This window comes from Blastochloris sulfoviridis, assembly GCF_008630065.1.
Lineage (GTDB): Bacteria > Pseudomonadota > Alphaproteobacteria > Rhizobiales > Xanthobacteraceae > Blastochloris > Blastochloris sulfoviridis.
Map to the genome: position 1 here is coordinate 1 of NZ_VWPL01000016.1, position 24143 is coordinate 24143.

Annotated in this window: 23 protein-coding genes; 14 read left to right on the top strand and 9 right to left on the bottom strand. The window is 69.9% G+C overall.

Features of this window, described 5'->3' with window-relative positions; translation table 11 throughout:
• Window positions 1-273: 273 nt before the first annotated feature.
• Window positions 274-2199 (bottom strand): tRNA uridine-5-carboxymethylaminomethyl(34) synthesis enzyme MnmG, encoded by a 1926-nt coding sequence (gene mnmG, locus F1193_RS10200; RefSeq protein ID WP_150097583.1) that lies wholly within the window; start codon window positions 2197-2199, stop codon window positions 274-276.
• A 99-nt stretch (window positions 2200-2298) separates the two neighbouring features.
• Complete coding sequence (mnmE, locus tag F1193_RS10205) at window positions 2299-3633, bottom strand: tRNA uridine-5-carboxymethylaminomethyl(34) synthesis GTPase MnmE (RefSeq protein WP_150097584.1); 1335 nt, start codon at window positions 3631-3633, stop codon at window positions 2299-2301.
• A 265-nt stretch (window positions 3634-3898) separates the two neighbouring features.
• Here mnmE and F1193_RS10210 point away from each other — a divergent pair, with 265 nt between their 5' ends.
• Window positions 3899-5917 carry a thioredoxin domain-containing protein gene (locus tag F1193_RS10210; RefSeq protein WP_150097585.1) on the top strand — a complete coding sequence of 673 codons (2019 nt, stop codon included), beginning with the start codon at window positions 3899-3901 and terminating at the stop codon, window positions 5915-5917.
• A 93-nt stretch (window positions 5918-6010) separates the two neighbouring features.
• Here the strand turns inward: F1193_RS10210 and rho are convergent, their stop codons facing one another.
• From rho to hemE, 3 genes are all read right to left on the bottom strand, one after another.
• Window positions 6011-7276 carry a transcription termination factor Rho gene (gene rho, locus F1193_RS10215; RefSeq protein ID WP_150097586.1) on the bottom strand — a complete coding sequence of 422 codons (1266 nt, stop codon included), beginning with the start codon at window positions 7274-7276 and terminating at the stop codon, window positions 6011-6013.
• Window positions 7277-7518: 242 nt separating this feature from the next.
• Window positions 7519-8043, bottom strand: a complete 525-nt coding sequence (gene hemJ, locus F1193_RS10220; RefSeq protein WP_150097587.1) for a protoporphyrinogen oxidase HemJ — start codon at window positions 8041-8043, stop codon at window positions 7519-7521.
• Window positions 8043-9065 (bottom strand): uroporphyrinogen decarboxylase, encoded by a 1023-nt coding sequence (hemE, locus tag F1193_RS10225; RefSeq protein WP_150097641.1) that lies wholly within the window; start codon window positions 9063-9065, stop codon window positions 8043-8045. The genes hemJ and hemE overlap by 1 nt, the downstream gene beginning before the upstream one ends.
• 360 nt (window positions 9066-9425) lie before the next feature.
• Between hemE and F1193_RS10230 the strand changes: the two genes are divergently transcribed.
• From F1193_RS10230 to dnaQ, 5 genes are read left to right on the top strand one after another with little or no spacing between them, the layout of a single operon-like run.
• Window positions 9426-10271: a pyruvate, water dikinase regulatory protein gene (locus F1193_RS10230; RefSeq protein WP_246164296.1), complete on the top strand. Its 846-nt coding sequence runs from the start codon at window positions 9426-9428 to the stop codon at window positions 10269-10271.
• A 4-nt stretch (window positions 10272-10275) separates the two neighbouring features.
• A complete protein-coding gene (locus F1193_RS10235; RefSeq protein ID WP_150097642.1) occupies window positions 10276-10872 on the top strand; it encodes a Maf family protein in 597 nt (198 codons plus the stop codon).
• A gap of 2 nt (window positions 10873-10874) precedes the next feature.
• Window positions 10875-11744: a shikimate dehydrogenase gene (locus tag F1193_RS10240; protein ID WP_150097589.1), complete on the top strand. Its 870-nt coding sequence runs from the start codon at window positions 10875-10877 to the stop codon at window positions 11742-11744.
• Window positions 11741-12337, top strand: coding sequence for a dephospho-CoA kinase (gene coaE / locus F1193_RS10245; RefSeq protein ID WP_150097590.1), 597 nt, complete (start codon window positions 11741-11743; stop codon window positions 12335-12337). The genes F1193_RS10240 and coaE overlap by 4 nt, the downstream gene beginning before the upstream one ends.
• A 13-nt stretch (window positions 12338-12350) precedes the next feature.
• Window positions 12351-13094, top strand: a complete 744-nt coding sequence (gene dnaQ / locus F1193_RS10250; protein ID WP_150097591.1) for a DNA polymerase III subunit epsilon — start codon at window positions 12351-12353, stop codon at window positions 13092-13094.
• A gap of 63 nt (window positions 13095-13157) precedes the next feature.
• Here dnaQ and secB read toward each other — a convergent pair whose 3' ends face one another.
• Entirely contained in the window at window positions 13158-13643 is a 486-nt protein-coding gene (secB, locus tag F1193_RS10255; RefSeq protein WP_150097592.1) for a protein-export chaperone SecB, read from the bottom strand.
• 576 nt (window positions 13644-14219) lie between these two features.
• On the opposite strand from secB, the gene F1193_RS10260 reads away from it, so the two are divergent.
• From F1193_RS10260 to F1193_RS10270, 3 genes are all read left to right on the top strand, one after another.
• Window positions 14220-14906 carry a Tim44/TimA family putative adaptor protein gene (locus F1193_RS10260; RefSeq protein ID WP_150097593.1) on the top strand — a complete coding sequence of 229 codons (687 nt, stop codon included), beginning with the start codon at window positions 14220-14222 and terminating at the stop codon, window positions 14904-14906.
• 106 nt (window positions 14907-15012) lie between these two features.
• Window positions 15013-16116, top strand: coding sequence for a murein transglycosylase A (gene mltA / locus F1193_RS10265; protein ID WP_150097594.1), 1104 nt, complete (start codon window positions 15013-15015; stop codon window positions 16114-16116).
• A complete protein-coding gene (locus tag F1193_RS10270) occupies window positions 16113-16715 on the top strand; it encodes a Smr/MutS family protein (RefSeq protein ID WP_150097595.1) in 603 nt (200 codons plus the stop codon). The genes mltA and F1193_RS10270 overlap by 4 nt, the downstream gene beginning before the upstream one ends.
• A gap of 61 nt (window positions 16716-16776) precedes the next feature.
• Here the strand turns inward: F1193_RS10270 and F1193_RS10275 are convergent, their stop codons facing one another.
• From F1193_RS10275 to hslV, 3 genes are all read right to left on the bottom strand, one after another.
• Window positions 16777-18366 carry a peptide chain release factor 3 gene (locus F1193_RS10275; RefSeq protein WP_150097596.1) on the bottom strand — a complete coding sequence of 530 codons (1590 nt, stop codon included), beginning with the start codon at window positions 18364-18366 and terminating at the stop codon, window positions 16777-16779.
• A 337-nt stretch (window positions 18367-18703) separates the two neighbouring features.
• Window positions 18704-20011 (bottom strand): ATP-dependent protease ATPase subunit HslU, encoded by a 1308-nt coding sequence (gene hslU / locus F1193_RS10280; protein WP_150097643.1) that lies wholly within the window; start codon window positions 20009-20011, stop codon window positions 18704-18706.
• Between the two features lie 19 nt (window positions 20012-20030).
• Window positions 20031-20591 carry an ATP-dependent protease subunit HslV gene (hslV, locus tag F1193_RS10285; RefSeq protein WP_150097597.1) on the bottom strand — a complete coding sequence of 187 codons (561 nt, stop codon included), beginning with the start codon at window positions 20589-20591 and terminating at the stop codon, window positions 20031-20033.
• 164 nt (window positions 20592-20755) lie between these two features.
• Between hslV and hisB the strand changes: the two genes are divergently transcribed.
• The 5 genes from hisB to hisF all read left to right on the top strand — a co-directional run bounded on the left by hisB (window position 20756) and on the right by hisF (window position 24115).
• Window positions 20756-21349: an imidazoleglycerol-phosphate dehydratase HisB gene (hisB, locus tag F1193_RS10290; protein WP_150097598.1), complete on the top strand. Its 594-nt coding sequence runs from the start codon at window positions 20756-20758 to the stop codon at window positions 21347-21349.
• A gap of 38 nt (window positions 21350-21387) precedes the next feature.
• Window positions 21388-21840, top strand: coding sequence for a DUF2628 domain-containing protein (locus F1193_RS10295; RefSeq protein ID WP_150097599.1), 453 nt, complete (start codon window positions 21388-21390; stop codon window positions 21838-21840).
• Window positions 21837-22487: an imidazole glycerol phosphate synthase subunit HisH gene (gene hisH, locus F1193_RS10300; RefSeq protein ID WP_150097600.1), complete on the top strand. Its 651-nt coding sequence runs from the start codon at window positions 21837-21839 to the stop codon at window positions 22485-22487. Before F1193_RS10295 ends, hisH begins: the two co-directional genes overlap by 4 nt.
• Window positions 22475-23221 carry a 1-(5-phosphoribosyl)-5-[(5-phosphoribosylamino)methylideneamino]imidazole-4-carboxamide isomerase gene (gene hisA / locus F1193_RS10305; RefSeq protein WP_210247349.1) on the top strand — a complete coding sequence of 249 codons (747 nt, stop codon included), beginning with the start codon at window positions 22475-22477 and terminating at the stop codon, window positions 23219-23221. The genes hisH and hisA overlap by 13 nt, the downstream gene beginning before the upstream one ends.
• Before the next feature lie 117 nt (window positions 23222-23338).
• Entirely contained in the window at window positions 23339-24115 is a 777-nt protein-coding gene (gene hisF / locus F1193_RS10310) for an imidazole glycerol phosphate synthase subunit HisF (RefSeq protein WP_150097602.1), read from the top strand.
• The last annotated feature ends 28 nt before the right edge of the window (window positions 24116-24143 follow it).

A 24143-nucleotide genomic window follows, 5' to 3' on the forward strand; every position in this document is an offset into this window, starting at 1 on the left:
CGGCCCACGCCCGCCGCCGCGCGCGCCACCAACCGAGGCCCGCCGCATAAGCACAATCCGTGCCGGACAGCCGTGGGCTTGTCCCGGCGATCTCGATGAGACCGTCACGAGGCCGGCCACGGCGACGGCAAAGAGGGCGGCAAAGGCCGGAAAGCATCTCGGGACCGCCGGCACGCGCCCGGCGACGACGGAAATGTCGTTGATTTCGACGCCCCATCAGAGGCTTGCGCCAACCGCGCGCAACACGGCCGGGTCATTGCGGATCCGACTCGTTCACAACCCGTCCACAGCCTGTCCCCCGGCCTGCGGCCCGTTGTCCACCGCCGGTCCACCGGTCCGTCCACCGCCCTCGCGGCGTGCCCGCACGCACAGCAGCGCCAGCGCCGCCGGCGTCATGCCCTCGATCCGCCCCGCCTGCCCCACCGTGTGCGGCCGCACCCGCGCCAACCGCTGGCGCAGCTCCACCGACAGGCCGGCAATGCCGGCATAATCCAGGTCCGCCGGCAGCGTCAGCGCCTCGTCGCGTCGGAATGCGGCGATGTCCGAGGCCTGCCGGTCGAGATAGACGGCATAGGTGGCGTCGATTTCGAGCTGGCGGGCGATCGGCGGGTCGAGCGCCGCAAGCTCCGGCCAGATGCGGGCGACCGCCTCGAATTCGACGTCCGGATAGGACAGCAACTCGAACGCCGAGCGCCGCTTGCCGTCCCGATTCAAAACGAGTCCGAATCGGTCCGCCTCGTCCGGCGTCACGGTCAGCGACCGGGCGAGCGCCGTCGCCGCGTCGAGCGCCGCCCGCTTGGCCGTGGCGTGGCGCGCCCGCGCCGCCCCGACGCAGCCCAGTGCGATCCCCCGCCCGGTCAGCCGCTGGTCGGCATTGTCGGCGCGCAGCGTCAGCCGGTACTCGGCGCGCGAGGTGAACATGCGGTAGGGCTCGGTGACGCCGCGCGTCACCAGATCGTCGACCATCACGCCGAGATAGGCCTCGGCCCGGTCGAACACCACGCCCGCCGCGCCACCCGCCCGCCGCGCCGCATTCAGCCCGGCGATCAGCCCCTGCGCCGCCGCCTCCTCATAGCCGGTGGTGCCGTTGATCTGCCCGGCCAGGAACAGCCCTTCCACCCGCTTGGTCTCCAGCGTCGGCTCAAGCTCGCGCGGATCGATATGGTCGTATTCGATGGCATAGCCGGGCCGCAGGATGACGGCGCGCTCAAGACCCGGGATCGACGCCACCACGGCGCGCTGCACGTCCTCCGGCAGCGAGGTCGAGATGCCGTTGGGATAGACGGTCGGATCGTCGAGCCCCTCGGGTTCCAGGAAGATCTGGTGGCCGTCGCGGTCGCCGAACCGCACCACCTTGTCCTCGATCGACGGGCAGTAGCGCGGCCCGCGGCTCTCGATCTGGCCGGAATACATCGGCGAGCGCGCAAGGTTGGCGCGGATCGCCGCGTGCGTTGCCTCGGTGGTGCGAGTGATGCCGCATTGCACCTGCGGATTGGGCAGATGCGCGGTCAGGACCGAGAACGGCTCGGGCGGGTCGTCGCCCGACTGCATCTCCAGGCTCGCCCAGTCGATGGTGCGGCCGTCGAGCCGCGGCGGCGTGCCGGTCTTGAGCCGGGCGAGCGTCAGGCCGATCCGCGCCAGCGTCCGCGACAGGCCGAGCGCCGGCGGCTCGCCGACCCGCCCGGCCGGGATCTGGGTCTCGCCGATATGGATCAGCCCGTTCAGGAAGGTGCCGGTGGTCAGCACCACCGCCCCGGCCTGCAGCACGCGGCCATCGCCGGTGACCGCCGCCGTCACCCGGCCGTCCGCCACCACCAGATCGTCGATCTCGGCCTCGATGACCGTCAGATCGTTCTGGGCCCGAATCGCTGCCTGCATCGCCGCCGCATAGAGCTTGCGGTCGGCCTGGGCGCGCGGGCCGCGCACCGCCGGCCCCTTGCGCCGGTTCAGCACCCGGAACTGGATGCCGCCGAGGTCGGCGACCCGCCCCATCAGCCCGTCGAGCGCATCGATCTCGCGCACCAGATGGCCCTTGCCGAGCCCGCCGATCGCCGGATTGCAGCTCATCGCGCCAATGGTGGCGAAGCGGTGGGTGACCAGCGCCGTGCGCGCGCCGAGGCGCGCCGCGGCGGCCGCCGCGTCGCAGCCGGCGTGGCCGCCACCCACCACGATGACGTCGAAACTCTCGGTCCTGGTCATGCGCCGTCCGACTGTCCGTTCATACTTCCGGGCATCGCGGCTCTCGGCGTTTCACGTGAAACGCCGGGAGTGTCGCCGCGTTTCACGTGAAACCCGTCGCTACTTGCCGACGCAGAACTGCCTGAAGATCGCATCCAGCACGTCCTCGACGTCGACCATCCCGACCACCTCGCCGAGCGCCCGCGCCGCCCGCCGCAAATCCTCGGCCATCAGCTCCGGCGCCGCGTCCGGCCGCCCCCCGGCATCGCGCAGCGCCGCCAGCGCCACGTCCAACGCCTGGGCCTGCCGCGCCCGCGTCACCAAGGGCGGCTCGCCGCCGACCATCTCGGCCGCGGCCGCCGCGATGTCGGCCACCAGCGCGTCGAGCCCCGCCCCGCTTCGGGTCGAGACCCGGTGCCGCACGCCATCCCGTTTCGAGTCCGAATCGGACGGCCCGCCCCCGGCGAGATCGCGCTTGGTGCCGACCCGCCACACCGGCGCCGCGCCGGCGGGCGGCGGCGTGGCCGGTTCGTCCGCCGGTTCCAGCCACAGCACCAGGTCGGCCAGCGCCATGCGCGCGTGCGCCCGGCGGATGCCCTCCTTCTCCACCGGATCGGCGCCCTCGCGCAAGCCCGCCGTGTCGATCACCGTCACCGGCAGGCCGTCAAGGTCGAGGTGCACCTCGATCGCGTCGCGCGTCGTCCCCGGCAGCGCCGACACGATCGCCACCTCGCGGCGCGCCAGCGCGTTCAGCAGACTCGACTTGCCGGCATTGGGCGGGCCGGCGATCACCACCACCAGGCCGCTGCGCATCCGCTCGCCCCGCCGAGCGCCGTCCAACGCCGCCGCAACGTCGCGATCCAGCGCCGCAAGCGCCGTCCGCGCCGTCGCAACGAGGTCCGCCGGCACGTCGCCTTCGTCCGAAAAGTCGATCGACGCCTCGACCAAAGCGGCGATCCCGATCAGCCGCTCGCGCCAGCCCGCCACCGCCGCCCCCAGCGCGCCCGACGCCTGCGCCAGCGCCTGCCGGCGTTGGCCGCTGGTCGCGGCCCCGATCAGGTCGGCCAGCCCCTCCACCGCCGCCAGGTCCATGACCCCATTGGCGAAGGCCCGGCGGGTGAAGTCGCCGGGCTCGGCCAGCCGCAGGCCTTGGAGGCGGCCCAACGCGGCGAGCACGTCCGCCACCACCGCTAGCCCGCCATGCAGGTGGAATTCCGCAATATCCTCGCCCGTCGCACTGGCGGGGCCGGGAAAAAACACCGTCAGCGCCCGGTCGAGCGGCTCGAAGGTCGCGGGGTCGCGCAGCGTCGCCAGCCGCATCCGGCGCGGCGCCCCTACCACCCCGGCCAGGGCTTCGAGCGCGAATCGCGCCCCCGCCCCCGACACGCGCACCACCGCCACGCCGGCCGGCGGCCGGCCCGACGACAGGGCGAAGATGGTGCCCGCTCCGCGCATCCGTTCCTCGTTCGGTCTCGGCCGATCAGACCTTCAAGCCGAAGTCCTGTCGCCGAAAAAGCCTTCCCGGATCAAGGAGTTTTCGGCGACATCGCGTCCGGCATCCGAAAGGCCCGGCCCGAAGGCGCATCGAACGGCGATTTCCGCTCTCAGCCCTGTCCGGACGCCGCGGCCGGACCATTTGACATGGGGTCGCTTCACCCGGCGCCCGCCGCTCTCGGGCACCCCCGACCGGACGACACCGACACGGAAGGACGCGCCCGCAATGCCCTCAAACCGCCTCGCCCGCGAAACCAGCCCCTACCTTCTCCAGCACAAGGACAATCCGGTCCAGTGGTGGGCGTGGGGGCCGGAGGCGCTGGCGGAGGCCCAGCGCACCGGCCGGCCGGTCCTGCTGTCGGTCGGCTACGCCGCCTGCCACTGGTGCCACGTGATGGCACACGAGAGCTTCGAGGACCCCGCGACCGCCGCGGTGATGAACGCGCTGTTCGTCAACATCAAGGTCGATCGCGAGGAGCGCCCCGACGTCGACCACCTCTATATGTCGGCGCTGCATGCGCTGGGCGAGCCGGGCGGCTGGCCGCTGACCATGTTCCTCACCCCCGGCGGCGCCCCCGTGTGGGGCGGCACCTATTTTCCCAAGGTCGCGCGCTACGGCCGGCCGTCCTTCGTCGAGGTCTGCCGCGAGATCGCCCGCGTGTTTCAGGACGAGCCCGAGCGCGTCGCCGGCAATGCCGCCGCCATCGGCCGCGCGCTGCTCACCCGCCGCGCCGCCACCGAGGCCGTCGATCTCGGCCGCCGCGAGCTCGACGACGTCGCCCGCCAGATCGCCGGGCTGTTCGATCCCGTCCTCGGCGGCCCGCACACGGCACCGAAGTTCCCGCAAGCCCCGGTGCTCGAACTTCTCTGGCGTGCCGGCCTGCGCACCGGCGACGAGACGTTCTTCGCCGCCGTCGAGACCACGCTGACCCGCATGTCGCAGGGCGGCATCTGGGACCATCTCGGCGGCGGCTTCGCCCGCTATTCGGTCGACGCGCGCTGGCACGTGCCGCATTTCGAGAAGATGCTCTACGACAACGCCCAGCTTTTGGCGCTGCTGGCGCTCGCGCACGCCCGCACCGGCAACCCGCTCTATCGCGACCGCGCAACTGGGATCGTCGCCTGGCTCGATCGCGAGATGACCACGCCGGAGGGTGCGTTCGCCGCGAGCCTGGATGCCGATTCGGAGGGCGCCGAGGGCAAATTCTACACCTGGACGCTGGAAGAGATCATCGACCACCTCGGCGCCGGCGACGCCGCGGTATTTGCCGCCGCCTATGGCGTCACCGCGGCCGGAAACTGGGAGGGCACCAACGTCCTGCACCAGCTCGACGCGCCGGATCTGTCGGAGTCGAACCGGATCCGACTCGAATCGCTGCGCGCCACGCTCCTTGATGTCCGGAGCCGCCGGCCGCGTCCCGGCCTCGACGACAAGATCCTCGCCGATTGGAACGGCCTGATGATCGCAGCATTGGCCGATGCCGGCGCGTTGCTCGGCGAGCCGGGCTGGATCGACCGTGCGGCCCGAGCCTTCGAATTCGTCGCCGGCACCATGAGCCGCGGCAACCGGCTCGGACACGCCTGGCGCGCCGGCCGCCTCACGCTCCCGGGCTTCGCGTCCGACCATGCGATGATGATCAAGGCAGCAGCGGCGCTCAACGAGGCGACCGGCGAGCCCGCCTATCTCGACCGGGCGCGCGCCTGGCAGGCGGCGCTCGACGATCATCACCTCGCGCCCGACGGCTCCTATTTCCTGGCCGCCGACGATGCCGAAGCCGTGGTGCTGCGGCTGCGCCCGAGCGAGGACGACGCCACGCCCAACGCGCAGGGCATCATCGCCCAGAACCTGATCCGGCTTGCCGTGCTGACCGGCGAGGATGGCTATCGTGAACGGGCCGACCGGCTGATCGCGACCTTGAGCCCGCTCGCCGCCGCCAACCTGTTCGCCCACGCCGCGCTGCTCGGCGCCATCGATCTGCGCCTGTCTGGTGCGGAGATCGTCTGCGTCGGGCCGGATAACGCGGCCTTCGCCGCCGCCGCGCTCCGGTTGCCGTTTCTCAGCCGAATCGTTCTGCGCGCGCCGGAGGCTGCGACCCTGCCGGCCGGCCATCCCGCCCGCGCCCTCGCCGCGAACGGTGCGACGGTGGCGCTGGTCTGCGCCGGCCAGCGCTGCTCGCTGCCGGTGACGCTGCCGGAGCACCTCGCCGCGGCGGCGGCACGTCCCACGGCCGCAGCCCTGCTGTGACCGACACGTGCCCCGAAACCACGAGGCCCGAAACGCAAACGGGCGGCAAAGCCGCCCGTTCTTCCTCCGTCCGGATCGGTGGCCGAGCCCGGCTCAGGTATTCATCGAATCGAAGAATTCCTGGTTGCTCTTGGTCTGGCGCAGCTTGTCGATCAGGAACTCGATGGCGTCGACCGTGCCCATCGGCGTCAGGATGCGCCGCAGCACGTACATCTTCTTCAGCACGTCGCTGGGCACCAAGAGCTCTTCCTTGCGGGTGCCGGAGCGCGTGATGTCCATCGACGGGAAGGTGCGCTTGTCGGCCACCTTGCGGTCGAGGATGATTTCCGAATTGCCGGTGCCCTTGAACTCTTCGAAGATCACCTCGTCCATGCGGCTGCCGGTATCGATCAGCGCCGTGGCGATGATGGTCAGCGAGCCGCCTTCCTCGATGTTGCGGGCGGCGCCGAAGAAGCGCTTGGGCCGCTGCAGGGCGTTGGCGTCGACGCCGCCGGTCAGCACCTTGCCGGAGGACGGCACCACCGTGTTGTAGGCGCGGCCCAGGCGGGTGATCGAATCGAGCAGGATCACCACGTCGCGGGAGTGCTCGACCAGCCGCTTGGCCTTCTCGATCACCATCTCGGCGACCTGGACGTGGCGGGAGGCCGGCTCGTCGAAGGTCGAGGAGATCACCTCGCCCTTCACCGAGCGCTGCATGTCGGTGACTTCCTCCGGCCGCTCGTCGATCAAAAGCACGATGAGGTAGCACTCGGGGTGATTCGTGGTGATCGAGTGGGCGATGTTCTGCAGCAGCACCGTCTTGCCGGTGCGCGGCGGCGCGACGATCAGCGCACGCTGGCCCTTGCCGAGCGGCGCCACGATGTCGATGACCCGCGGCGACAGATCCTTGGTGGTCGGGTTGTCGACCTCCATCTTGAACCGCTCGTCGGGATAGAGCGGCGTCAGATTGTCGAAATTGACCTTGTGGCGGGTCTTCTCCGGGTCCTCGAAATTGATGGTGTTGACCTGGAGCAGGGCGAAATAGCGCTCGCCCTCCTTGGGGCTGCGGATGCGGCCCTCGACGGTGTCGCCGGTGCGCAGCGAGAATTTGCGGATCTGCGAGGGCGAGACGTAGATGTCGTCGGGGCCGGGCAGATAATTGGCGTCGGGCGAGCGCAGGAACCCGAAGCCATCGGACAGAACCTCGACCACGCCTTCGCCGATGATGTCGATGTCGCGGGACGCAAGCTGCTTGAGAATCGCGAACATCTGCTCCTGCTTGCGCATGGTGCTCGCGTTCTCGACCTGCATCTCCTCGGCAAATGCCAGGAGTTCAATGGGAGTCTTGGACTTCAGATCCTGAAGTTTCACTTCGCGCATTGCGAGAAATCCTGACAGACCGCACAATCGGTGTCTGTCGGCAGGGGAAGGAAAAATCGTAGGTCTTGGAAGCGAGCCGGGACGGCCGTTCGGCCGTGGGCTCGTCGACATGGCGCGTCGCCGGCTTGAAGAGACGCCGGCCGATTCGGCTCTCGCGCCCGCCTACGTTAGGAGAACGCAAGCGATGTAAGCGATTGCCGCGGGCGGCGCAAGCCCTGTCATACCGCCCGCAGCAAAAGCCGTCAGAAGCCTTTGACCACCACGAAGATCACGATGGCGATCATCAGAAGGGTCGGAACCTCGTTGACGATCCGCCAATGCCGCTCCGAGCGGGTGTTGCGGTCCTCGGCGAAGTGCCGCACGCCCATCGCGAAATAGCCGTGCGCCGTCGACAGCAGCACCACCGCGACGATCTTGGCCCACAGCCAGCCGCCCTCGAAGCGATAGATGTCCCAGGCCAGCCACAGGCCGACTGCCCAGCTCACCACCATCGCCGGGTTCATGATGTAGCGCAGAAGCTTGCGCTCCATCACCTTGAACGTTTCGGAAGCCTGCGAGCCGACCGGCACGGTGGTGTGATAGACGAACAGCCGCGGCAGATAGAACATGCCGGCCATCCAGGCCATCACCGCCATGATGTGCAGCGACTTCAGCCACAACACCGCGGTCGGGCTCGCGCCATAGACCAGCATTGCCGCCAGGGCGGCGGTGATGACCAGCGCCATCACCGCCCGCTGCACCACCTTTGCCGTCGACATCGCCGCCATCACACCGGTCCCGTGCTGGCGCGTACTCGGGCGATCATCCGCTCGACATGCGCAATCGGCGCGTTGGGCGTGATGCCGTGGCCGAGATTGAAGATCCACGGGCCGTGGCCATAGGCCGCGATTGCGGCGTCCACCGCACGGTCGAGCGCCTCGCCGCCGGCGATCAGCACCAGCGGATCGACATTGCCCTGCACGGCCACCCTGGTCTGCACCTCGGAGCGGACATAGGCGCCGTCGGCCGTCCAGTCGAGCCCGACACCGTCGACCCCGGTCCCGGCGGCGTAGCGCTGCAGGCGGGCGCCGGCGCCACGCGGAAACCCGATGATTCGCGCCCCCGGCACCTCGGCCCGCACACCGTCGACGATCGCCTTGGTCGGCGCGATCACCCAGCGGTCGAACTCGGCGTCCGGCAGGATGCCGGCCCAGGTGTCGAACACCTGCACCGCATCGACACCGCGCTTGAGTTGCGCCACCAGATAGGTGATCGACGCCCGGACCAGCCGGTCGATGATCGCGCCGAACAGCGCCGGATCGGTGTAGGCGAGCTGGCGCGCCGGCCCCTGGTCCTCCGTGCCCTGGCCGGCCACCATGTAGGTCGCCACCGTCCAGGGCGCGCCGCAGAAGCCGAGAAACGTCGTCTGCGCCGGCAGCGCCGCGGCGACCCGCTCCACCGTCTCCAGCACGGGTGCCAGGAGCTGCAGGTCGATCTCTTCGCGAATGCCGGCGAACGCCTGGGCGGTCGCGACCGGGTCGAGCCGCGGCCCCTCGCCGGCCTCGAAGCGCACCGACTGGCCGAGCGCGTGCGGCACCACCAGGATGTCGGAGAACAGGATGGCGGCGTCGAAGCCGAAGCGGCGGATCGGCTGCAGGGTCACTTCAGTGGCAAGCTCGGCATTGTAGCAGAGCGACAGGAAGGAACCGGCCTTGTCGCGCGTCGCGCGATACTCCGGCAGATAGCGTCCGGCCTGCCGCATCAGCCACATCGGCGGCGGCCAGATCCGCTCTCCGGACAGCACGCGCATCAGGGTCTTGGCGGTTCGTCCCACGGGCTCACTCAAAACAAATATCCTTTTAGAAGAGTCTGTTGAGTCAGTTTGGGGGGGTGTTTGGACTCATACGTCGCGATCAACAGTCCGTCCACAGCGGGCCATCGGATGGAAGCCCTCGTTCGCATGCCTCATGCTGGCGGGCAAGCCCTTGGCGCCACCGGATAATGCCTTAGCGTGCCGCCTTAGCGTGCCGCCGCGGTTCACAGCCCCCGCCGTCGCGTCTCCCGCGGGCTGGCCTGTGGAGCAATCTCAGGCTTTATCCCGCCGCCCGCTTGCGCCGGCCGCTTGGCCGTGGCCTTCTCCCCATCTGTCCACAGGTGGTCCCCCGTGCCGATCGACGAGCCGCAGGAAAGCTACTTCCATCTTCACCTGGTGTCGGACGCCACCGGCGAGACGCTGATCACCGTCGGCCGCGCCGCCTCGGCGCGCTATGCGCCGTTCTCGCCGGTCGAGCACGTCTATCCGCTGGTGCGCACCTCCAAGCAGCTCGACCGGGCGATCGCCGAGATCGAAACGGCACCCGGCATCGTGCTCTACACGCTGGTCGACCGGGACTTGTCGAACCGGCTGGAAGAGAAGTGCCGGGATTTCGGCATTCCCTGCATGTCGGTGCTGCAGCCGGTGCTCAGCCTGTTCCAATCCTATCTCGGCGCCGAGACCGCCTCGCGGGTTGGCGCCCAGCACACGCTGGATGCCCACTATTTCAAGCGCATCGATGCGATGAACTTCACCATGATGCATGACGATGGCCAGATCGTCGACGATCTCGACGAGGCCGACGTCGTGCTGGTGGGCATCTCGCGCACTTCCAAGACGCCGACGGCGATCTATCTCGCCAATCGCGGCATCAAGACCGCGAACGTGCCGCTGGTCCCGCCCATTCCGCCGCCGTCTCAGCTCGAAACCCTGACGCGGCCACTGATCGTGGCGCTGGTGGCGAGCCCCGAGCGCATCTCGCAGATCCGGCAGAACCGCATTCTCGGCCTCAACGCCTCGCAGGCCGGCGACACCTATATCGACCGCCAGGTCATCGCCGAGGAGCTGGCCTTTACCAAGAAGCTCGCCTGCCGCTTCAACTGGCCGCTGATCGACGTCACCCGGCGGTCGATCGAGGAGACGGCGGCCGCCATCGTCTCGCTGATCAATGACCGGCGGCGCGAGCAGATCGGGCACGAATGAACCGATGGCGCTGTGGCGGCTGACCGAGCCTCTGATTCTTGCGTCGCGCAGCGCGGCGCGCCGCGACCTGCTGCAGAGCGCCGGCATCCCGATCGAGATTGCGCCGGCCGATGTCGACGAGCGCGCGGTCGCGGGATCGGACGGCGCGGCGCTCGCGCTGGATCTGGCCGCCGCCAAGGCGCTCGCCGCCGCGGCCAAGGCGCCCGGCCGGCTGGTGCTCGGCGCCGACCAGACCATGAGCTTCGGCCCCGATCTTATCCACAAGGCCGCGACTGTCGCCGAAGCCCGCGAGATCCTTGGGTTTTTGCGCGGGAACACTCATCATCTCCACAGCGCGGCGGCGCTGGCGCAGGATGGCCGCGTGCTGTGGCAGGGAGCCGACCGGGCGGAACTCGTCATGCGGCGGTTCGACGACCGATTCCTTGATCTCTATCTCGCCGCGGCCGGTTCCTCCGTCACCGAAACGGTCGGCGGCTATCGGCTGGAGGGTCTTGGCATTCATCTGTTCGAGCGGATCGCCGGCGATCACGCCACCATTCTCGGCCTGCCGCTCCTGGCCGTGCTGGCGGCGCTGCGCCAGCACGGCGCACTGGAGGGCTGACCATGGAACCGCGCGCCTGCATCATCGGCCATCCGGTGGCGCACAGCCGCTCGCCGCTGATCCATGGCTATTGGCTCGAGCAGCATGGCCTCGCCGGCAGCTATGGCCGCGAGGATGTGGCGCCCGCCGACTTTCCGGCCTTCCTGCGCAATCTGGCCGCTCACGGCTATGTCGGCGCCAATGTCACCCTGCCGCACAAGGAAGCCGCGTTCGCCACCGTCGATGACGCCGACGACGCCGCCCGTGCACTCGGCGCCGTCAACACCGTGTGGATCGACAATGGCCGGCTTCGCGGCGCCAATACCGACGTCGTGGGCTTTCTCGCCGATCTCGACGCCCGCCTGCCCGGCTGGGACGGCCGCACCGGCCACGCCGTAGTGCTGGGCGCCGGCGGCGCGGCGCGCGGCATCGTCCATGGATTATTGCAGCGCCGAATCGATCGCGTCAGCGTGGTGAATCGCTCGCTTGAGCGCGCCGAACAGCTTGCCTCCGTCCTCGGCCCCCGGGTGAAGCCCGCCGGATGGGAGAACCTGCCGGCGCTGCTCGCTGGTGCCGACCTCCTGGTCAACACCACCTCGCTCGGCATGGCCGGCCAGCCGCGCCTCGGCATCGATCTCGATCCGCTCCCCGCGCATGCCGCGGTGGCCGACATCGTCTATGTGCCGCTGGAGACCGAGCTTCTCGCGGCGGCCCGCGCCCGCGGCCACGCCGCCACCGATGGGCTCGGCATGCTGCTGCACCAGGCGGTGCCGGGCTTTCAGCGCTGGTTCGGGGTGACGCCGCTGGTGACGGCGGACTTGCGGGCGCTGATCGAGGCCGACATCCGGGCAAAGATCGCGCCGGACGCCGCCACCGCGGAGGCGGAGCGATGATCGTGCTCGGCCTCACCGGCTCGATCGGCATGGGCAAGTCGGCGACCGCCGCCATGTTCGTCGAGGCCGGGGTGCCGGTGCACGATGCCGATGCCGCCGTCCACCGGCTCTATCGCGAGGCCGCCGTGCCGGCGATCGAGGCGCGCTTTCCCGGCACCACTTCGGCGGCTGGCGTCGACCGCGCGGCGCTGGCCGCCCGCGTGCTCGACAATCCGGTGGCGCTGGCCGATCTCGAACGCATCGTCCACCCGCTGGTGCGCGCCGATGCCGAGGCGTTCCTCGCCCAGGCGCGCCAGGCCGGCCGCCGCATCGCCGTGCTCGACATCCCGCTGCTGTTCGAGACCGGCGGCGAGGCCCGCGTCGACGCGGTGGTGGTGGTCACCGCGCCCGAAGCTGTGCAGCGCGACCGGGTGATGGGCCGCGAGGGGATGACGGAGGCGAAATTCGCCGCCATCCTGTCCAAGCAGATGCCGGATGCCGAGAAGCGGCGGCGCGCGCATTTCCTGGTCGATACCAGCCGCGGCTTTGCCGCCGCCCGCAGCCAGGTGCACGGCATCCTGCGGTCCGCCAGCCTGATGGCCGGCGGAAACTGAGGCGGAGACCGGATTGCGCGAGATCGTCTTCGATACCGAGACCACCGGGCTCGACCCGCTGAGCGGCGACCGGCTGGTCGAGATCGGCTGCGTCGAGCTGGAGAACCGCTGGCCGACCGGACGCACGTTTCACACCTTCATCAATCCCGAGCGCGAGGTGCCGCAGGGCGCGGTCGAGATCCATGGCCTGACGACCGCGTTCCTGCGCGACAAGCCGCGCTTCGCCGAGGTCGCCGACGGCTTTCTCGACTTCGTCGCCGACGCCCATCTGGTGGCGCACAACGCCTCCTTCGACCTGGGCTTCCTCGACGCCGAGCTGAAGCGGCTCGGCCGGCCGCCGATCGGCCGCGAGCGGGTGGTCGACACCGTGATGCTGGCGCGGCGCAAGTTTCCCGGCGCCTCCAACACGCTGGATGCGCTGTGCACCCGCTTCGGCATCGACAATTCGAACCGCATCAAGCACGGCGCGCTGCTCGACGCCGAGCTGCTGGCGGAGGTCTATGTCGAGCTGGTGGGGGCGCGGCAGGCCAATCTGGTGCTGGACGTGGCGCGCACCGGCACGCTGCGGCGCGACCCCGCCGGGGTGCGCACCCGCCCGGCGCCGCTGCCGCCGCGTCTCACCGGCGCCGAGGTCGAGGCGCACCATGCGTTCGTGGCGACGCTGGGCGAGCACGCCATCTGGCGCCTCTATGAGGAGGATCTCTCCGACACGGCGACGGTGGTGCCGGCCGCGCCGAAGGACGAGAAGGCAGGCTGAAACGCCAATGGCCGGGACTTGTCCCGGCCATTGGAAATTTCCGACAGGTTGCTGCCGCGGCGCTCAGGCGGCCGGCGGGGTCGGCGAGGCCGCCTGCAGCTCGGCGAGGCGCTGGCGGTAGAGCGCGGCGAAATCGACCGGCTCCAGCAGAAGCGGCGGGAAGCCGCCATTGCGCACCGCCTCGGCAATGATCTGCCGCGCGAACGGGAACAGCAGCCGCGGGCATTCGATCAGCACCACCGGGTGCACCGCTTCCGGCGCGATGTTGTGGACGCGGAACACCCCGCCATAGCTCAGATCGAAGGAGAACAGCACGGTGTTCTCGTGCTGGGCCGTGCCCTCGATCTTGAGGTCGACATTGTAGTCCGTGGCGCTCAACGGATTTGCCGTCACGTTGATCTGCACATTGATGGAGGGCGGCTGCGGAGGAGGCACCAGCGACTGCGGCGCATTGGGATTCTCGAACGAGAAATCCTTGATGAACTGCGCAAGCACGTTCAGGCCCGGTGCCTTCGACTCCGTCGGAGCCCCGTTCGCCGTGGTATTCATAATGAACTCCGTTCGGTCGCGACGGACAGCCCCGCCGTTGCGCTGGTCGCTACCATGACGAAGCCCCTGGCGGCAAGCATAACGGCCGCCGATCATTGGCGCACCGGCAGACATCGTTTAGATTGATACGAAATCCGGCGCCGTCACCGGAATTTCATATTTCGCTTGCCGAGATTCCGCTCTTCAGTTCAGACGTTTCGGCCAAGGTTGGGTCTGCGGCTCGCCAACTGATCTCGCCGATCCATCTCGCCCATCCCTTGCGACATGTGGCAAAAGGGATCGGGCGACGTCTGGATTGCCGCTGATTCCGGCATAGATGGGGATCACGCGGCAGTCGGCAGTGTGCGCCGCGCGCGTGCCTGGGGTCCGATCCGGACGTTCGCAGCCGCGGACATCCGGAGTGGGTCAGAGGACGCATTATCGAGTCTGTACCGAGATCATCGAGCCTGTATCGAGATCGAATCTGTATCGAGTCTGGGACCGAACGTCCTTCGACATAGGGGTGCCGGATGCCGGCTCCCGCGCGTCGGGAGTTCATCCAGAGGTCACGCCCCCGCCGATGAGGCAGAGACAGTGTTGGACATCTACACGATCATTTTCCTGGCGCTCGCCCTGTTCATCTTCCTGCGGCTGCGCAGCGTGCTGGGCCAGAAGACCGGGCACGAGCGGCCGCCGGGCGAGGTGGCCCGCGATGCGAGGACGCAGACCGGCGAGAACGTGGTGCCGTTGCCCCGGCGCGTGCCCGGCACCGAGCGCCGCGAGGATGAGCCGCTGCCGCCCGGCCGCTGGGCCGGCGTCGCCGAGCCCGGCTCGGCGCTGGAACGCGGCCTCGACGACATCCTAACCGCCGACCGCAGCTTCGACGTGCAGCACTTCCTGGGCGGCGCGCGGGCGGCCTACGAGATGATCGTCACCGCGTTCGCCAATGGCGACCGGCGCACGCTGCGCGACCTGCTCGCCAAGGACGTCTATGACGGCTTCATCGCCGCCATCGCCGACCGCGAGGCGCGCGGCGAGACGGTCGAGTCGCGTTTCGTGTCGATCGACAAGGCCGAGGTGGTCGGCGCCGAGCTCAAGGACCGCATCGTCCACGTCACCGTCCGCTTCGTGTCGCAGCTCGTGACGGTGACCCGCGACAAGGCCGGCGCGGTGGTCGACGGCAATCCCGATCAGGTCACCGACGTCACCGACATCTGGACCTTCGCGCGCGACCTGACCTCGCGCGATCCGAACTGGAAGCTCATCGCCACCGAGGCCGCCTGACCTCAGCGGCGATGCCGGAACCCCCGCCGTGGCCGCGCTGCTGTCGTTGCTTGGAGCCTTGAGTGGAGCCCTGACGCTCGGTGCCGTGGTGGCACCGGGGTCGGCCATGGCCGCGCCGCCTGCCGCCGTCCGCCTCGCCGGGGCGACGCTGGAGCCGGTGGCGTTCGCCGGCCTCGAAGGCTGGGGCAGCGACGATCATCTGGCGGCCTTCCGCACCTTCCTCGCCAGTTGCCGGGCGGTGACCAAAGCCAAGGCTCCGAGCCGCGCGGCGCAGCCGGTCAGCCAGGGCCTCAAGGCGGCGTGCGCCCGCGCGCTCGCCCACCCGGCGGCCGACGCCGCGAGCGCGCGGCGCTTCTTCGAGGACAACTTCCAGCCCTGGCGCATCCGCCCGGCCGGTGGCGAAGGCTTCCTCACCGGCTATTACGAGCCGATCGTCGAGGGCGCGCTCCAGCCGTCCGCGGTCTATGCGACGCCGCTGCTCGCCGTGCCGGCCGAGCTGACGCGCCTGCTCGCCGGCCGCAGCGACGGCCGCCCGGCTGAACCGTGGCTCGATCGCGCGGCGATCGAGGACGGGGCGGTCGACGCCCGCCGCTATGCGCTGGTGTGGCTGAAGGATCCGGTCGATGCCTTCTTCTGCCAGATCCAGGGCTCGGCCCAGGTGCGGCTGCCCGATGGCCGGCTGAGGCGCTACGCCTTCGCCGCCCGCAACGGCCACGACTACACCCCGGTCGGCCGCATCCTGATCGCCCGCGGCATCGTGGCGAAGGAGGACATGACGCTCGACCGCATCCGCGCCTATATCGAGGCCAATCCGCAAGACGGCCGGGCCTTGATGCGGATGAACCGCTCCTACGTCTTCTTCCGCGAGGCCGACTTGGCGCCCGAGGAGCACGCCATCGGCGCCCAGGGCCTGCCGCTGACGCCGGGCCGCTCGATCGCCGTCGACCGTGCGCTGCACGTCTATGGCACGCCGTTCTGGATCGAGGCTGCCTTGCCGTTGTCGGCCCCCGGTGCCGCCGAGCCGTTCCGCCGGCTGATGATCGCCCAGGACACCGGCACGGCCATCGTCGGGCCGGCGCGCGCCGACATCTATTTCGGCGCCGGCAAGGAGGCCGCGGCCGTCGCCGGGCGCATCCGCCACGCCGGCCGCTTCGTCATGCTGCTTCCGCGCGGGGTCGAGCCGGCCGTGGACGGGCCGCCGGCCCGATGAGCCCGCGGCGCCCCCGCGGGCCGCTCACCGACGACGAGCGCGCGCTGTGGGAGCACGTCACTCGCGACATCAAGCCGTTGCGCGGCCGCAAGCCGCGACGCCGGCCGGCCGTCGAGCCGGACATCGAGTCGAAGGCCGCCGCCGAGGTGCCGGACACCGGCCAGCCCGCCGTGCATCCGGCGTCCCGGCCCGGCCGGGCGGCCCCCAAGGCATCCCCCGCTCCCGAACCGGCCCGCAAGCCCGCCCCGCCCTTGGCGCCGCTGGAACGGCGCACCCGGCTGCGGCTGGTGCGCGGCGTGGTCGAGATCGACGCCCGCATCGACCTGCACGGGCTCACCCGCCGCGAGGCGCACGACCGGCTGCTGCGATTCCTGGTCCAGGCGCAGGCGCACGGCGCCCGCATCGTGCTGGTGATCACCGGCAAGGGCGCGCCCGGCGCCGTGACCCATTTCGGTCACGAGCGCGGGGTGCTGCGCCGCGAAGTGCCGCTGTGGCTGGGATCGGCCGAGCTTCGGCCGCTGGTGGTGGGGTTCGAGACCGCCCACGCCGTCCATGGCGGCGAGGGCGCGCTCTATGTCCGGGTGCGGCGGCGGGGTTGATACGGTTTCCGGCCTGCAGGGCTGGAAGACCATATTCCGCCGGAAACCGTAAGAGTTTCGCTCAGTTCCGCTCGCGCACGGCGAGGAAGCGGATGTCCGGCCACTCCTCCATGGTGCGGTTGAGCGTCCAGGCGTTCTTGGCCAGGAAGGTCAGCGCCTCGTCCTTGTCCTCGGCGATGCTGGAGCGGTTGGCCTCGACGAAGCGCTTGAGCTCCTCCGGCTTCTCGCTCTTCACCCAGCGCGCCATCTCGTAGGGCGCGTTCTCCAGCTTGATCGGCAGGCCGTATTCCTGGTCGAGCCGCGAGGCCAGCACTTCGAGCTGCAGCGTGCCGACCGCCCCCAGGATCGGCCAGGCACCGTTCACCGGCCGGAAGATCTGGGCGACCCCCTCCTCGGCCATGTCGGACAGTGCCTTGTGGAGCTGCTTGGCGCGCAGCGAGTCGGAGAAGATCACCCGGCGCAGCACCTCGGGCGCAAAGTTCGGGATGCCCTCGAAATGGAACGCCTCGCCCTCGGTCAGCGTGTCGCCGACCCTGAGCAGGCCGTGGTTGGGGATGCCGATGATGTCGCCGGGGTAAGCCTCGTCGGCGGTCTCGCGCTGCTGGGCGAAGAAGAACATCGGCGCGTTGATGGCGACCTGACGCTTCTCGCGCACATGGAACAGCTTCATGCCGGCCTTGAAGCGGCCCGAGCACAGCCGCACGAAGGCCACGCGGTCGCGGTGGTTGCGGTCCATATTGGCCTGGACCTTGAAGACGAAGCCGCTGACGGCCGGCTCGTCCGGCTCGACGTTTCGCACATTGGCGGCGCGCGGCAGAGCGCCCGGGCCATACTGCGCCAGGAAGTCCAAGAGCTCGCCGACGCCGAAGTCCCGCAGTGCGCTGCCGAAGATCACCGGCGACAAATGGCCTTCCAGGAACGACGCGTGGTCGAACTTGGGCAGATCCTCCAGGCACAGCGCCAGCTCCTCCAGCGCCGGCTCGGCGATCCGGCCCTCGACCTCCGGCAGGTCGGCGATGGCGCCCATGTCGTGCAGCGCCACGCTGCGGCCGCACGGGTCGGTGCGCACCTCCCTCGGCATCATCAGCCGCTTGCCGCGGATGTCGTAGAGCCCGCGGAAGTCGACGCCCATGCCGATCGGCCAGGTCCACAGCGTCAGGTCGAGCGCGAGGCCGGACGAGATCTCGTCGAGCAGTGCCAGCGGATCCTGGCCCTCGCGGTCGATCTTGTTGATGAAGGTGACGATCGGGATGTCGCGCAGCCGGCAGACCTCGAACAGCTTGCGGGTCTGGCTCTCGATGCCCTTGGCGGCGTCGATCACCATCACCGCGGCGTCGACCGCCGAGAGCGTGCGGTAGGTGTCCTCGGAGAAGTCGGCGTGGCCGGGCGTGTCGAGCAGGTTGAAGGTGATGCCGTCGCGCTCGAACGTCATCACCGAGGATGAGACCGAGATGCCGCGGGAACGCTCGATCTCCAGCCAGTCGGAGCGGGTGCGGCGGTTCTGGCCGCGGGCGCGCACGTGGCCGGCCATCTGGATGGCGCCGCCGAACAAGAGGAGCTTCTCGGTCAGCGTGGTCTTGCCGGCGTCCGGGTGCGAGATGATGGCGAAGGTCCGGCGCGTTGCCGCGGGCGATCTCGTTTCGGCAGCCATGGCGTTGTCCACTCAATCAGCTCGGGAGGCCCATCGGCCGTGAGCCGCGCTTTTCCCTCTCCCCTTGCGAGAGGGAAGGAAGAAGCCGAGCCGATAGCCGGAACCGCATCAGGCGTGAGAGCAGGTATCCCGAAGGGGCAGGCGTCCGGCGGCGGTTCAACACGCCGGCGCCCGTCCTGTCAATCGCGGGCCGGACGGCTCATACGGTTTCCGGCTGATCAAGCCGGACGACCGTATTCCGGTCGTCGAAAATCCCTTCGCGAACAAAGGATTTTCGGCGAGGCCGTTTCCGGGATCCCGGTTTCCGGGATCCTGGAGGGATCATCCGGAAACCGCATCAGAGGATGAACCGCGACAGGTCGGCGTTCTTGGCCAGATCCCCCACCGCGGCCTGCACATAGGGCGCGTCGATCGTCACCGTCTCGCCCGAACGGTCCGGCGCCGAGAAGCTGATCTCGTCCAGCACCCGCTCGACCACCGTCTGCAGCCGCCGAGCGCCGATGTTCTCGACCGCCGAATTGACGCTGACGGCGGCATCGGCGATCGCGTCGATGGCGTCGGGGGTGAACACCAGCGTCACGCCCTCGGTCGCCAGCAGCGCAACCGTCTGCTTGATCAGCGAGGCTTCCGGCTCGGTGAGGATGCGCTTCAGATCCTCGCGCGTCAGCGCGTCGAGCTCGACGCGGATCGGCAGGCGGCCCTGCAGCTCGGGCAGGAGGTCCGAGGGCTTGGCGACGTGGAAGGCGCCGGAGGCGACGAACAGGATATGGTCGGTCTTCACCGCGCCGTGCTTGGTCGACACCGTGGTGCCCTCGATCAGCGGCAGCAGATCGCGCTGCACGCCCTCGCGCGACACGTCGCCGACGCGCGCGCCCTCGCGGGCGCAGATCTTGTCGATCTCGTCGAGGAAGACGATGCCGTTGTTCTCGACCTGGCGGATCGCCTCCTGCACGATGGTGTCCTGGTCGAGCATCTTGTCGGATTCCTCAGTGATCAGCGGCGCGTAGGCATCGGCCACGGTGGTGCGGCGGGTGCGGGTGCGGCCGGTCATCCGCGAGAAAATGTCGTTCAGCGACACCGCGCCCATCTGGGCGCCGGGCATTCCGGGGATCTCGAACATCGGCATGCCGCTTGAGCCGCTCTGCACCTCGATCTCGATCTCCTTGTCGTTGAGTTCGCCGCTGCGCAGCCGGCGGCGGAACGACTCGCGTGTCGAGGGCGTGGCGGTGGGGCCGACCAGCGCGTCGAGCACCCGGTCCTCGGCGGCGAGGTGGGCGCGCGCCTGCACCGCCTTGCGCTTCTCCTCGCGCACCAGGGCGATGCCGACCTCCAGAAGATCGCGCACGATCTGCTCGACGTCGCGGCCGACATAGCCGACCTCGGTGAACTTGGTCGCCTCCACCTTGAGGAACGGCGCACCGGCGAGGCGCGCGAGGCGGCGGGCGATCTCGGTCTTGCCGACGCCGGTGGGGCCGATCATCAGGATGTTCTTGGGCAGAACCTCCTCGCGCAGCTTGTCGTCGAGCTGCAGGCGCCGCCAGCGGTTGCGCAGCGCGATCGCCACCGCCCGCTTGGCGTCCTTCTGGCCGACGATGAAGCGGTCGAGCTCGGAGACGATCTCGCGCGGCGAGAAGGTGGCCTTCATCAGCGGATCGGGCCGGGGATCAGCGAGCGCCATCGAGAGTCTCCACCACGATCTCGCGATTGGTATAGACGCAAATGTCGGCGGCGATGCCAAGCGACTTCCGCACGATCGCCTCGGCCGAAAGCTCGGTGTCGACCAAGGCGCGGGCCGCGGCCAGCGCGTAATTGCCGCCCGAGCCGATACCCATGACGCCGTTCTCGGGCTCCAGCACGTCGCCGGTGCCCGACAGCACCAGCGTCGCCTCGCGGTCGGCGACGATCATCATCGCCTCCAGCCGGCGCAGATAGCGGTCGGTGCGCCAGTCCTTGGCCAGCTCGACGCAGGCCCGCACGAGCTGGCCGGGATACTGGTCGAGCTTGGCCTCCAGCCGCTCGAACAAGGTGAAGGCGTCGGCGGTGGCGCCGGCAAAGCCGCCGATCACGTCACCCTTGCCGATGCGGCGCACCTTCTTGGCGTTCGCCTTGATCACGGTCTGGCCCAGGCTGACCTGGCCGTCGCCGCCGACGGCCACCATCCCGGCCTTGCGGACGGTCAGGATGGTGGTGCCGTGCCACACCGGCACGGCGTTGTGTTCGCTCATCGTCTCTATGCTTTCGGGAGGGAGGCTCCAACGTTTCGGTGCCTATGTAGGCATGCCGGAGGAGCGCTGCAAACCGGGCCCATGTCCGCGCAGTGGCGCACGCCGGCCCGGCCTGCTAGACACAGCGCGATTTGACAGTTGAACCGGAGCGTTGGGCCGGGAGCATGCGCACCGCCGTGATCGAGCGCACGACGCGCGAAACCAGGATCAGGATCGAGCTGGACCTCGACGGCACCGGCGCGTCGCAGATCGCGACCGGCGTCGGCTTCCTCGACCACATGCTCGACCAGGTGGCCCGCCACGGCCGCATCAATCTCACCATCGCCGCCGAGGGCGACCTGCACATCGACGACCACCACACGGTCGAGGATGTCGGCATCGCGCTGGGCCAGGCGGTGAAGAAGGCGCTGGGCGACATGGCCGGCATCGGCCGCTACGCCGACGTGCACCTGCCGATGGACGAGGCGCTGACGCGGGTGGTCATCGACATTTCCGGCCGGCCGATGCTGGTGTGGCGCACCACCTTCCCGACGCCCAAGATCGGCAGCTTCGACACCGAGTTGGTGCGGGAGTTCTTCCAGGCCTTCGCCACCCACGCCGCCCTGACGCTGCACGTCGAGACGCTCTATGGCGACAACGCCCATCACATTGCCGAGAGCTGCTTCAAGGCGCTGGCGCGAGCGCTGAAGGCGGCGGTGGCGTCGGACCCGTCGCTGGGCGGCGCCATTCCCTCGACCAAGGGGCGGCTCGGGGATTGAGTTCCGATCGTTGCATCTCAGGCGCTGAGAGAAAGACCATGGCACTCTGGACGGTTCACGAGCCCCCGCCGCGCGGCCGCGGCCCGCTCGATCAGGCCGACCGCATCGTGTTCGTCCGGGACGGGCTGTCCTGGGCGGCCCTGCTGGTTCCGCTGATCTGGCTGGCGGCGCGGCGGCTTTGGCTGGCGCTGGTGTTCTATGTCGTCATCCTCACGCTGGTCACCGTCGCCTTCCAGGCCGCCGACCTGCCGGCCTGGGGGATGGTGGCCGGCGCGGCGATGAGCGTCATCCTCGGGTTGGAGGCGGCTGGCCTGCGCCGCTGGACGCTGGGGCGGCGCGGCTTCAAGCCGGTCGCCGTGATCTCGGCGCCGACCCTGGACGAGGCCGAGCGGCGCTTCTTCGCCGGCTGGCCTGGCGCGGCCTCACCGCCGCAGGCGGCGCGCCCGGCCACGGCCGGCGTCATCGGCACCGCCGCCATGGTGGCGCGATGAGCGTCGCGATCGTCGATTACGGCTCGGGCAATCTGCACTCGGCCAGGAAGGCGGTGGAGCGTGCCGCCCAGGAGGCGGGGCTCGACCAGGATGTGGTGGTCACCGCCGACCCCGAGGCGGTGCGCCGGGCCGACCGGGTGGTGCTGCCGGGCGTCGGCGCGTTCGCCGACTGCCGCGCCGGGCTCGACGCCATTCCCGGCATGATCGAAGCGCTGGAGGACACCGTCCGCCGCCGCGGCCGGCCGTTCCTCGGCATCTGCGTCGGCATGCAGCTGATGGCCGAGCGCGGGCGCGAATATCAGGTCACCCCCGGCCTCGGCTGGATCGCGGGCGAGGTCGACCGCATCCAGCCCACAGATCCGGCGCTCAAGATCCCGCACATGGGCTGGAACACGCTGGAGGTGCGGCGCGCCCACCCGCTGCTCGCCGGCATCCCCACCGGCCCGTCCGGCCTGCACGCCTATTTCGTGCACAGCTATCATCTGACGCCGGCCGACCCGGCCGATCTCGTCGCCACCGCCGATTATGGCGGCCCGGTCACCGCGATCGTCGCCAGGGACTCCATGGCCGGCACCCAGTTCCACCCCGAGAAGAGCCAGCGCCTCGGCCTCGCTCTGCTCGCCAACTTCCTAAGCTGGTCTCCGTGATCCTGTATCCTGCCATCGACCTCAAAGCCGGCCAGTGCGTCCGCCTCGAACAGGGCGACATGGCCCGCGCCACCGTGTTCAACGCCGATCCGGCCGCCCAGGCGAGAGCCTTCGCCGAGGCCGGCTTCTCCTGGGTGCACGTCGTCGATCTCGATGGCGCCTTCGCCGGCCGGCCGGTCAATGCCGCGGCGGTGGGCGCCATCCTGGAGAGCATCCAGATCCCGGTGCAGCTCGGCGGCGGCATCCGCAACATGGCCACCATCGAGGCCTGGCTGGAGCGCGGCGTCGCCCGCGTGGTGATCGGCACCGCCGCGATCAAGGATCCCGAGCTGGTGCGCGAGGCCGCGCGCGCCTTCCCCGGCCGGATCGCCGTCGGCCTCGACGCCAAGGACGGCTTCATCGCAGTCGAGGGCTGGGCCGAGGATTCGGACGCCACGGTGCTCGACACCGCCAGGCGCTTCGAGGATGCCGGCGTCGCCGCCATCATCTACACCGACATCGGCCGCGACGGCCTGCTGAAGGGGCTGAACATCGGCGCCACCGCGGCGCTGGCGCGGGCGATCTCGATCCCGGTCATCGCCTCGGGCGGGCTCGCCTCGCTCGACGACGTGCACCGCCTGCTCTCCGACGAAGGCGCCGGCATCAAAGGGGCGATCGCCGGGCGCGCGCTCTATGACGGCCGGCTCGATCCGGCGCAGGCGTTGGCGCTGGTCGGCGTGACGGCCGCGGCGTGACCGCCTCCCCCGCTTTGGACGAATGGCCGCGGCGGGGCGTGCCGTGCTAGTGCATGTCTCGACGTCCGGTGGCGGTTCGCCGCCGGCCGGCCGAGCGGTCCAGACCCGAGGATCCAGGTGTTCAAGGTCCGAGTCATCCCCTGCCTTGACGTCAAGGACGGCCGCGTCGTCAAGGGCGTCCAGTTCGTCGATCTGCGCGACGCGGGCGACCCCGTGGCCTGCGCCATCGCCTATGACGCGGCCGGCGCCGACGAGCTGACCTTTCTCGACATCACCGCCAGCCACGAGAAGCGCGGCATCCTGCTCGACGTGGTCCAGCGCACCGCCGAGGCCTGCTTCATGCCGCTCACCGTGGGCGGCGGGGTGCGCGCGGTGGAGGACATCCGCACGCTGCTGCTTGCCGGGGCCGACAAGGTGTCGATCAACACCGCCGCGGTGCACCGCCGCGACTTCGTGCGCGAGGCGGCCGAGAAGTTCGGCGACCAGTGCATCGTCGTCGCCATCGACGCCAAGCGGGTGTCTCCGCCCGGCGCGCCGCCGAAATGGGAGATCTTCACCCATGGCGGCCGCAACCCGACCGGGCTCGACGCCCTCGACTATGCCGAGGAGGTGGTGAGCCTCGGTGCCGGCGAGATCCTGCTCACCTCGATGGATTGCGACGGCACCAAGGCCGGCTTCGACGTGGCGTTGACCCGCGCGGTGGCCGACCGCGTCCACGTGCCGGTGATCGCCTCGGGCGGCGCCGGCGCGCCGCAGCATTTCGTCGATGCGGTTCGCGACGGCCATGCCTCGGCCGTGCTCGCCGCCTCGCTGTTCCATTTCGGCGAGCTGACCATCCGCGAGGTCAAGACCAAGATGGCCGAGGCCGGGCTGCCGGTGCGGCTCGATCCGTGAGGCGGCGATGAGCGGGGACGGGATGGCG

Coding starts and splice junctions, on each gene's coding strand:
- mnmG (WP_150097583.1), bottom strand. CDS start 2,199: ATGACCAGGACCGAGAGTTTCGACGTCATCGTGGTGGGTGGCGGCCAC.
- mnmE (WP_150097584.1), bottom strand. CDS start 3,633: ATGCGCGGAGCGGGCACCATCTTCGCCCTGTCGTCGGGCCGGCCGCCG.
- F1193_RS10210 (WP_150097585.1), top strand. CDS start 3,899: ATGCCCTCAAACCGCCTCGCCCGCGAAACCAGCCCCTACCTTCTCCAG.
- rho (WP_150097586.1), bottom strand. CDS start 7,276: ATGCGCGAAGTGAAACTTCAGGATCTGAAGTCCAAGACTCCCATTGAA.
- hemJ (WP_150097587.1), bottom strand. CDS start 8,043: ATGGCGGCGATGTCGACGGCAAAGGTGGTGCAGCGGGCGGTGATGGCG.
- hemE (WP_150097641.1), bottom strand. CDS start 9,065: ATGCGCGTGCTGTCCGGAGAGCGGATCTGGCCGCCGCCGATGTGGCTG.
- F1193_RS10235 (WP_150097642.1), top strand. CDS start 10,276: ATGGCGCTGTGGCGGCTGACCGAGCCTCTGATTCTTGCGTCGCGCAGC.
- F1193_RS10240 (WP_150097589.1), top strand. CDS start 10,875: ATGGAACCGCGCGCCTGCATCATCGGCCATCCGGTGGCGCACAGCCGC.
- coaE (WP_150097590.1), top strand. CDS start 11,741: ATGATCGTGCTCGGCCTCACCGGCTCGATCGGCATGGGCAAGTCGGCG.
- secB (WP_150097592.1), bottom strand. CDS start 13,643: ATGAATACCACGGCGAACGGGGCTCCGACGGAGTCGAAGGCACCGGGC.
- mltA (WP_150097594.1), top strand. CDS start 15,013: ATGGCCGCGCCGCCTGCCGCCGTCCGCCTCGCCGGGGCGACGCTGGAG.
- F1193_RS10270 (WP_150097595.1), top strand. CDS start 16,113: ATGAGCCCGCGGCGCCCCCGCGGGCCGCTCACCGACGACGAGCGCGCG.
- F1193_RS10275 (WP_150097596.1), bottom strand. CDS start 18,366: ATGGCTGCCGAAACGAGATCGCCCGCGGCAACGCGCCGGACCTTCGCC.
- hslU (WP_150097643.1), bottom strand. CDS start 20,011: ATGAAGGCCACCTTCTCGCCGCGCGAGATCGTCTCCGAGCTCGACCGC.
- hslV (WP_150097597.1), bottom strand. CDS start 20,591: ATGAGCGAACACAACGCCGTGCCGGTGTGGCACGGCACCACCATCCTG.
- hisB (WP_150097598.1), top strand. CDS start 20,756: ATGCGCACCGCCGTGATCGAGCGCACGACGCGCGAAACCAGGATCAGG.
- F1193_RS10295 (WP_150097599.1), top strand. CDS start 21,388: ATGGCACTCTGGACGGTTCACGAGCCCCCGCCGCGCGGCCGCGGCCCG.
- hisH (WP_150097600.1), top strand. CDS start 21,837: ATGAGCGTCGCGATCGTCGATTACGGCTCGGGCAATCTGCACTCGGCC.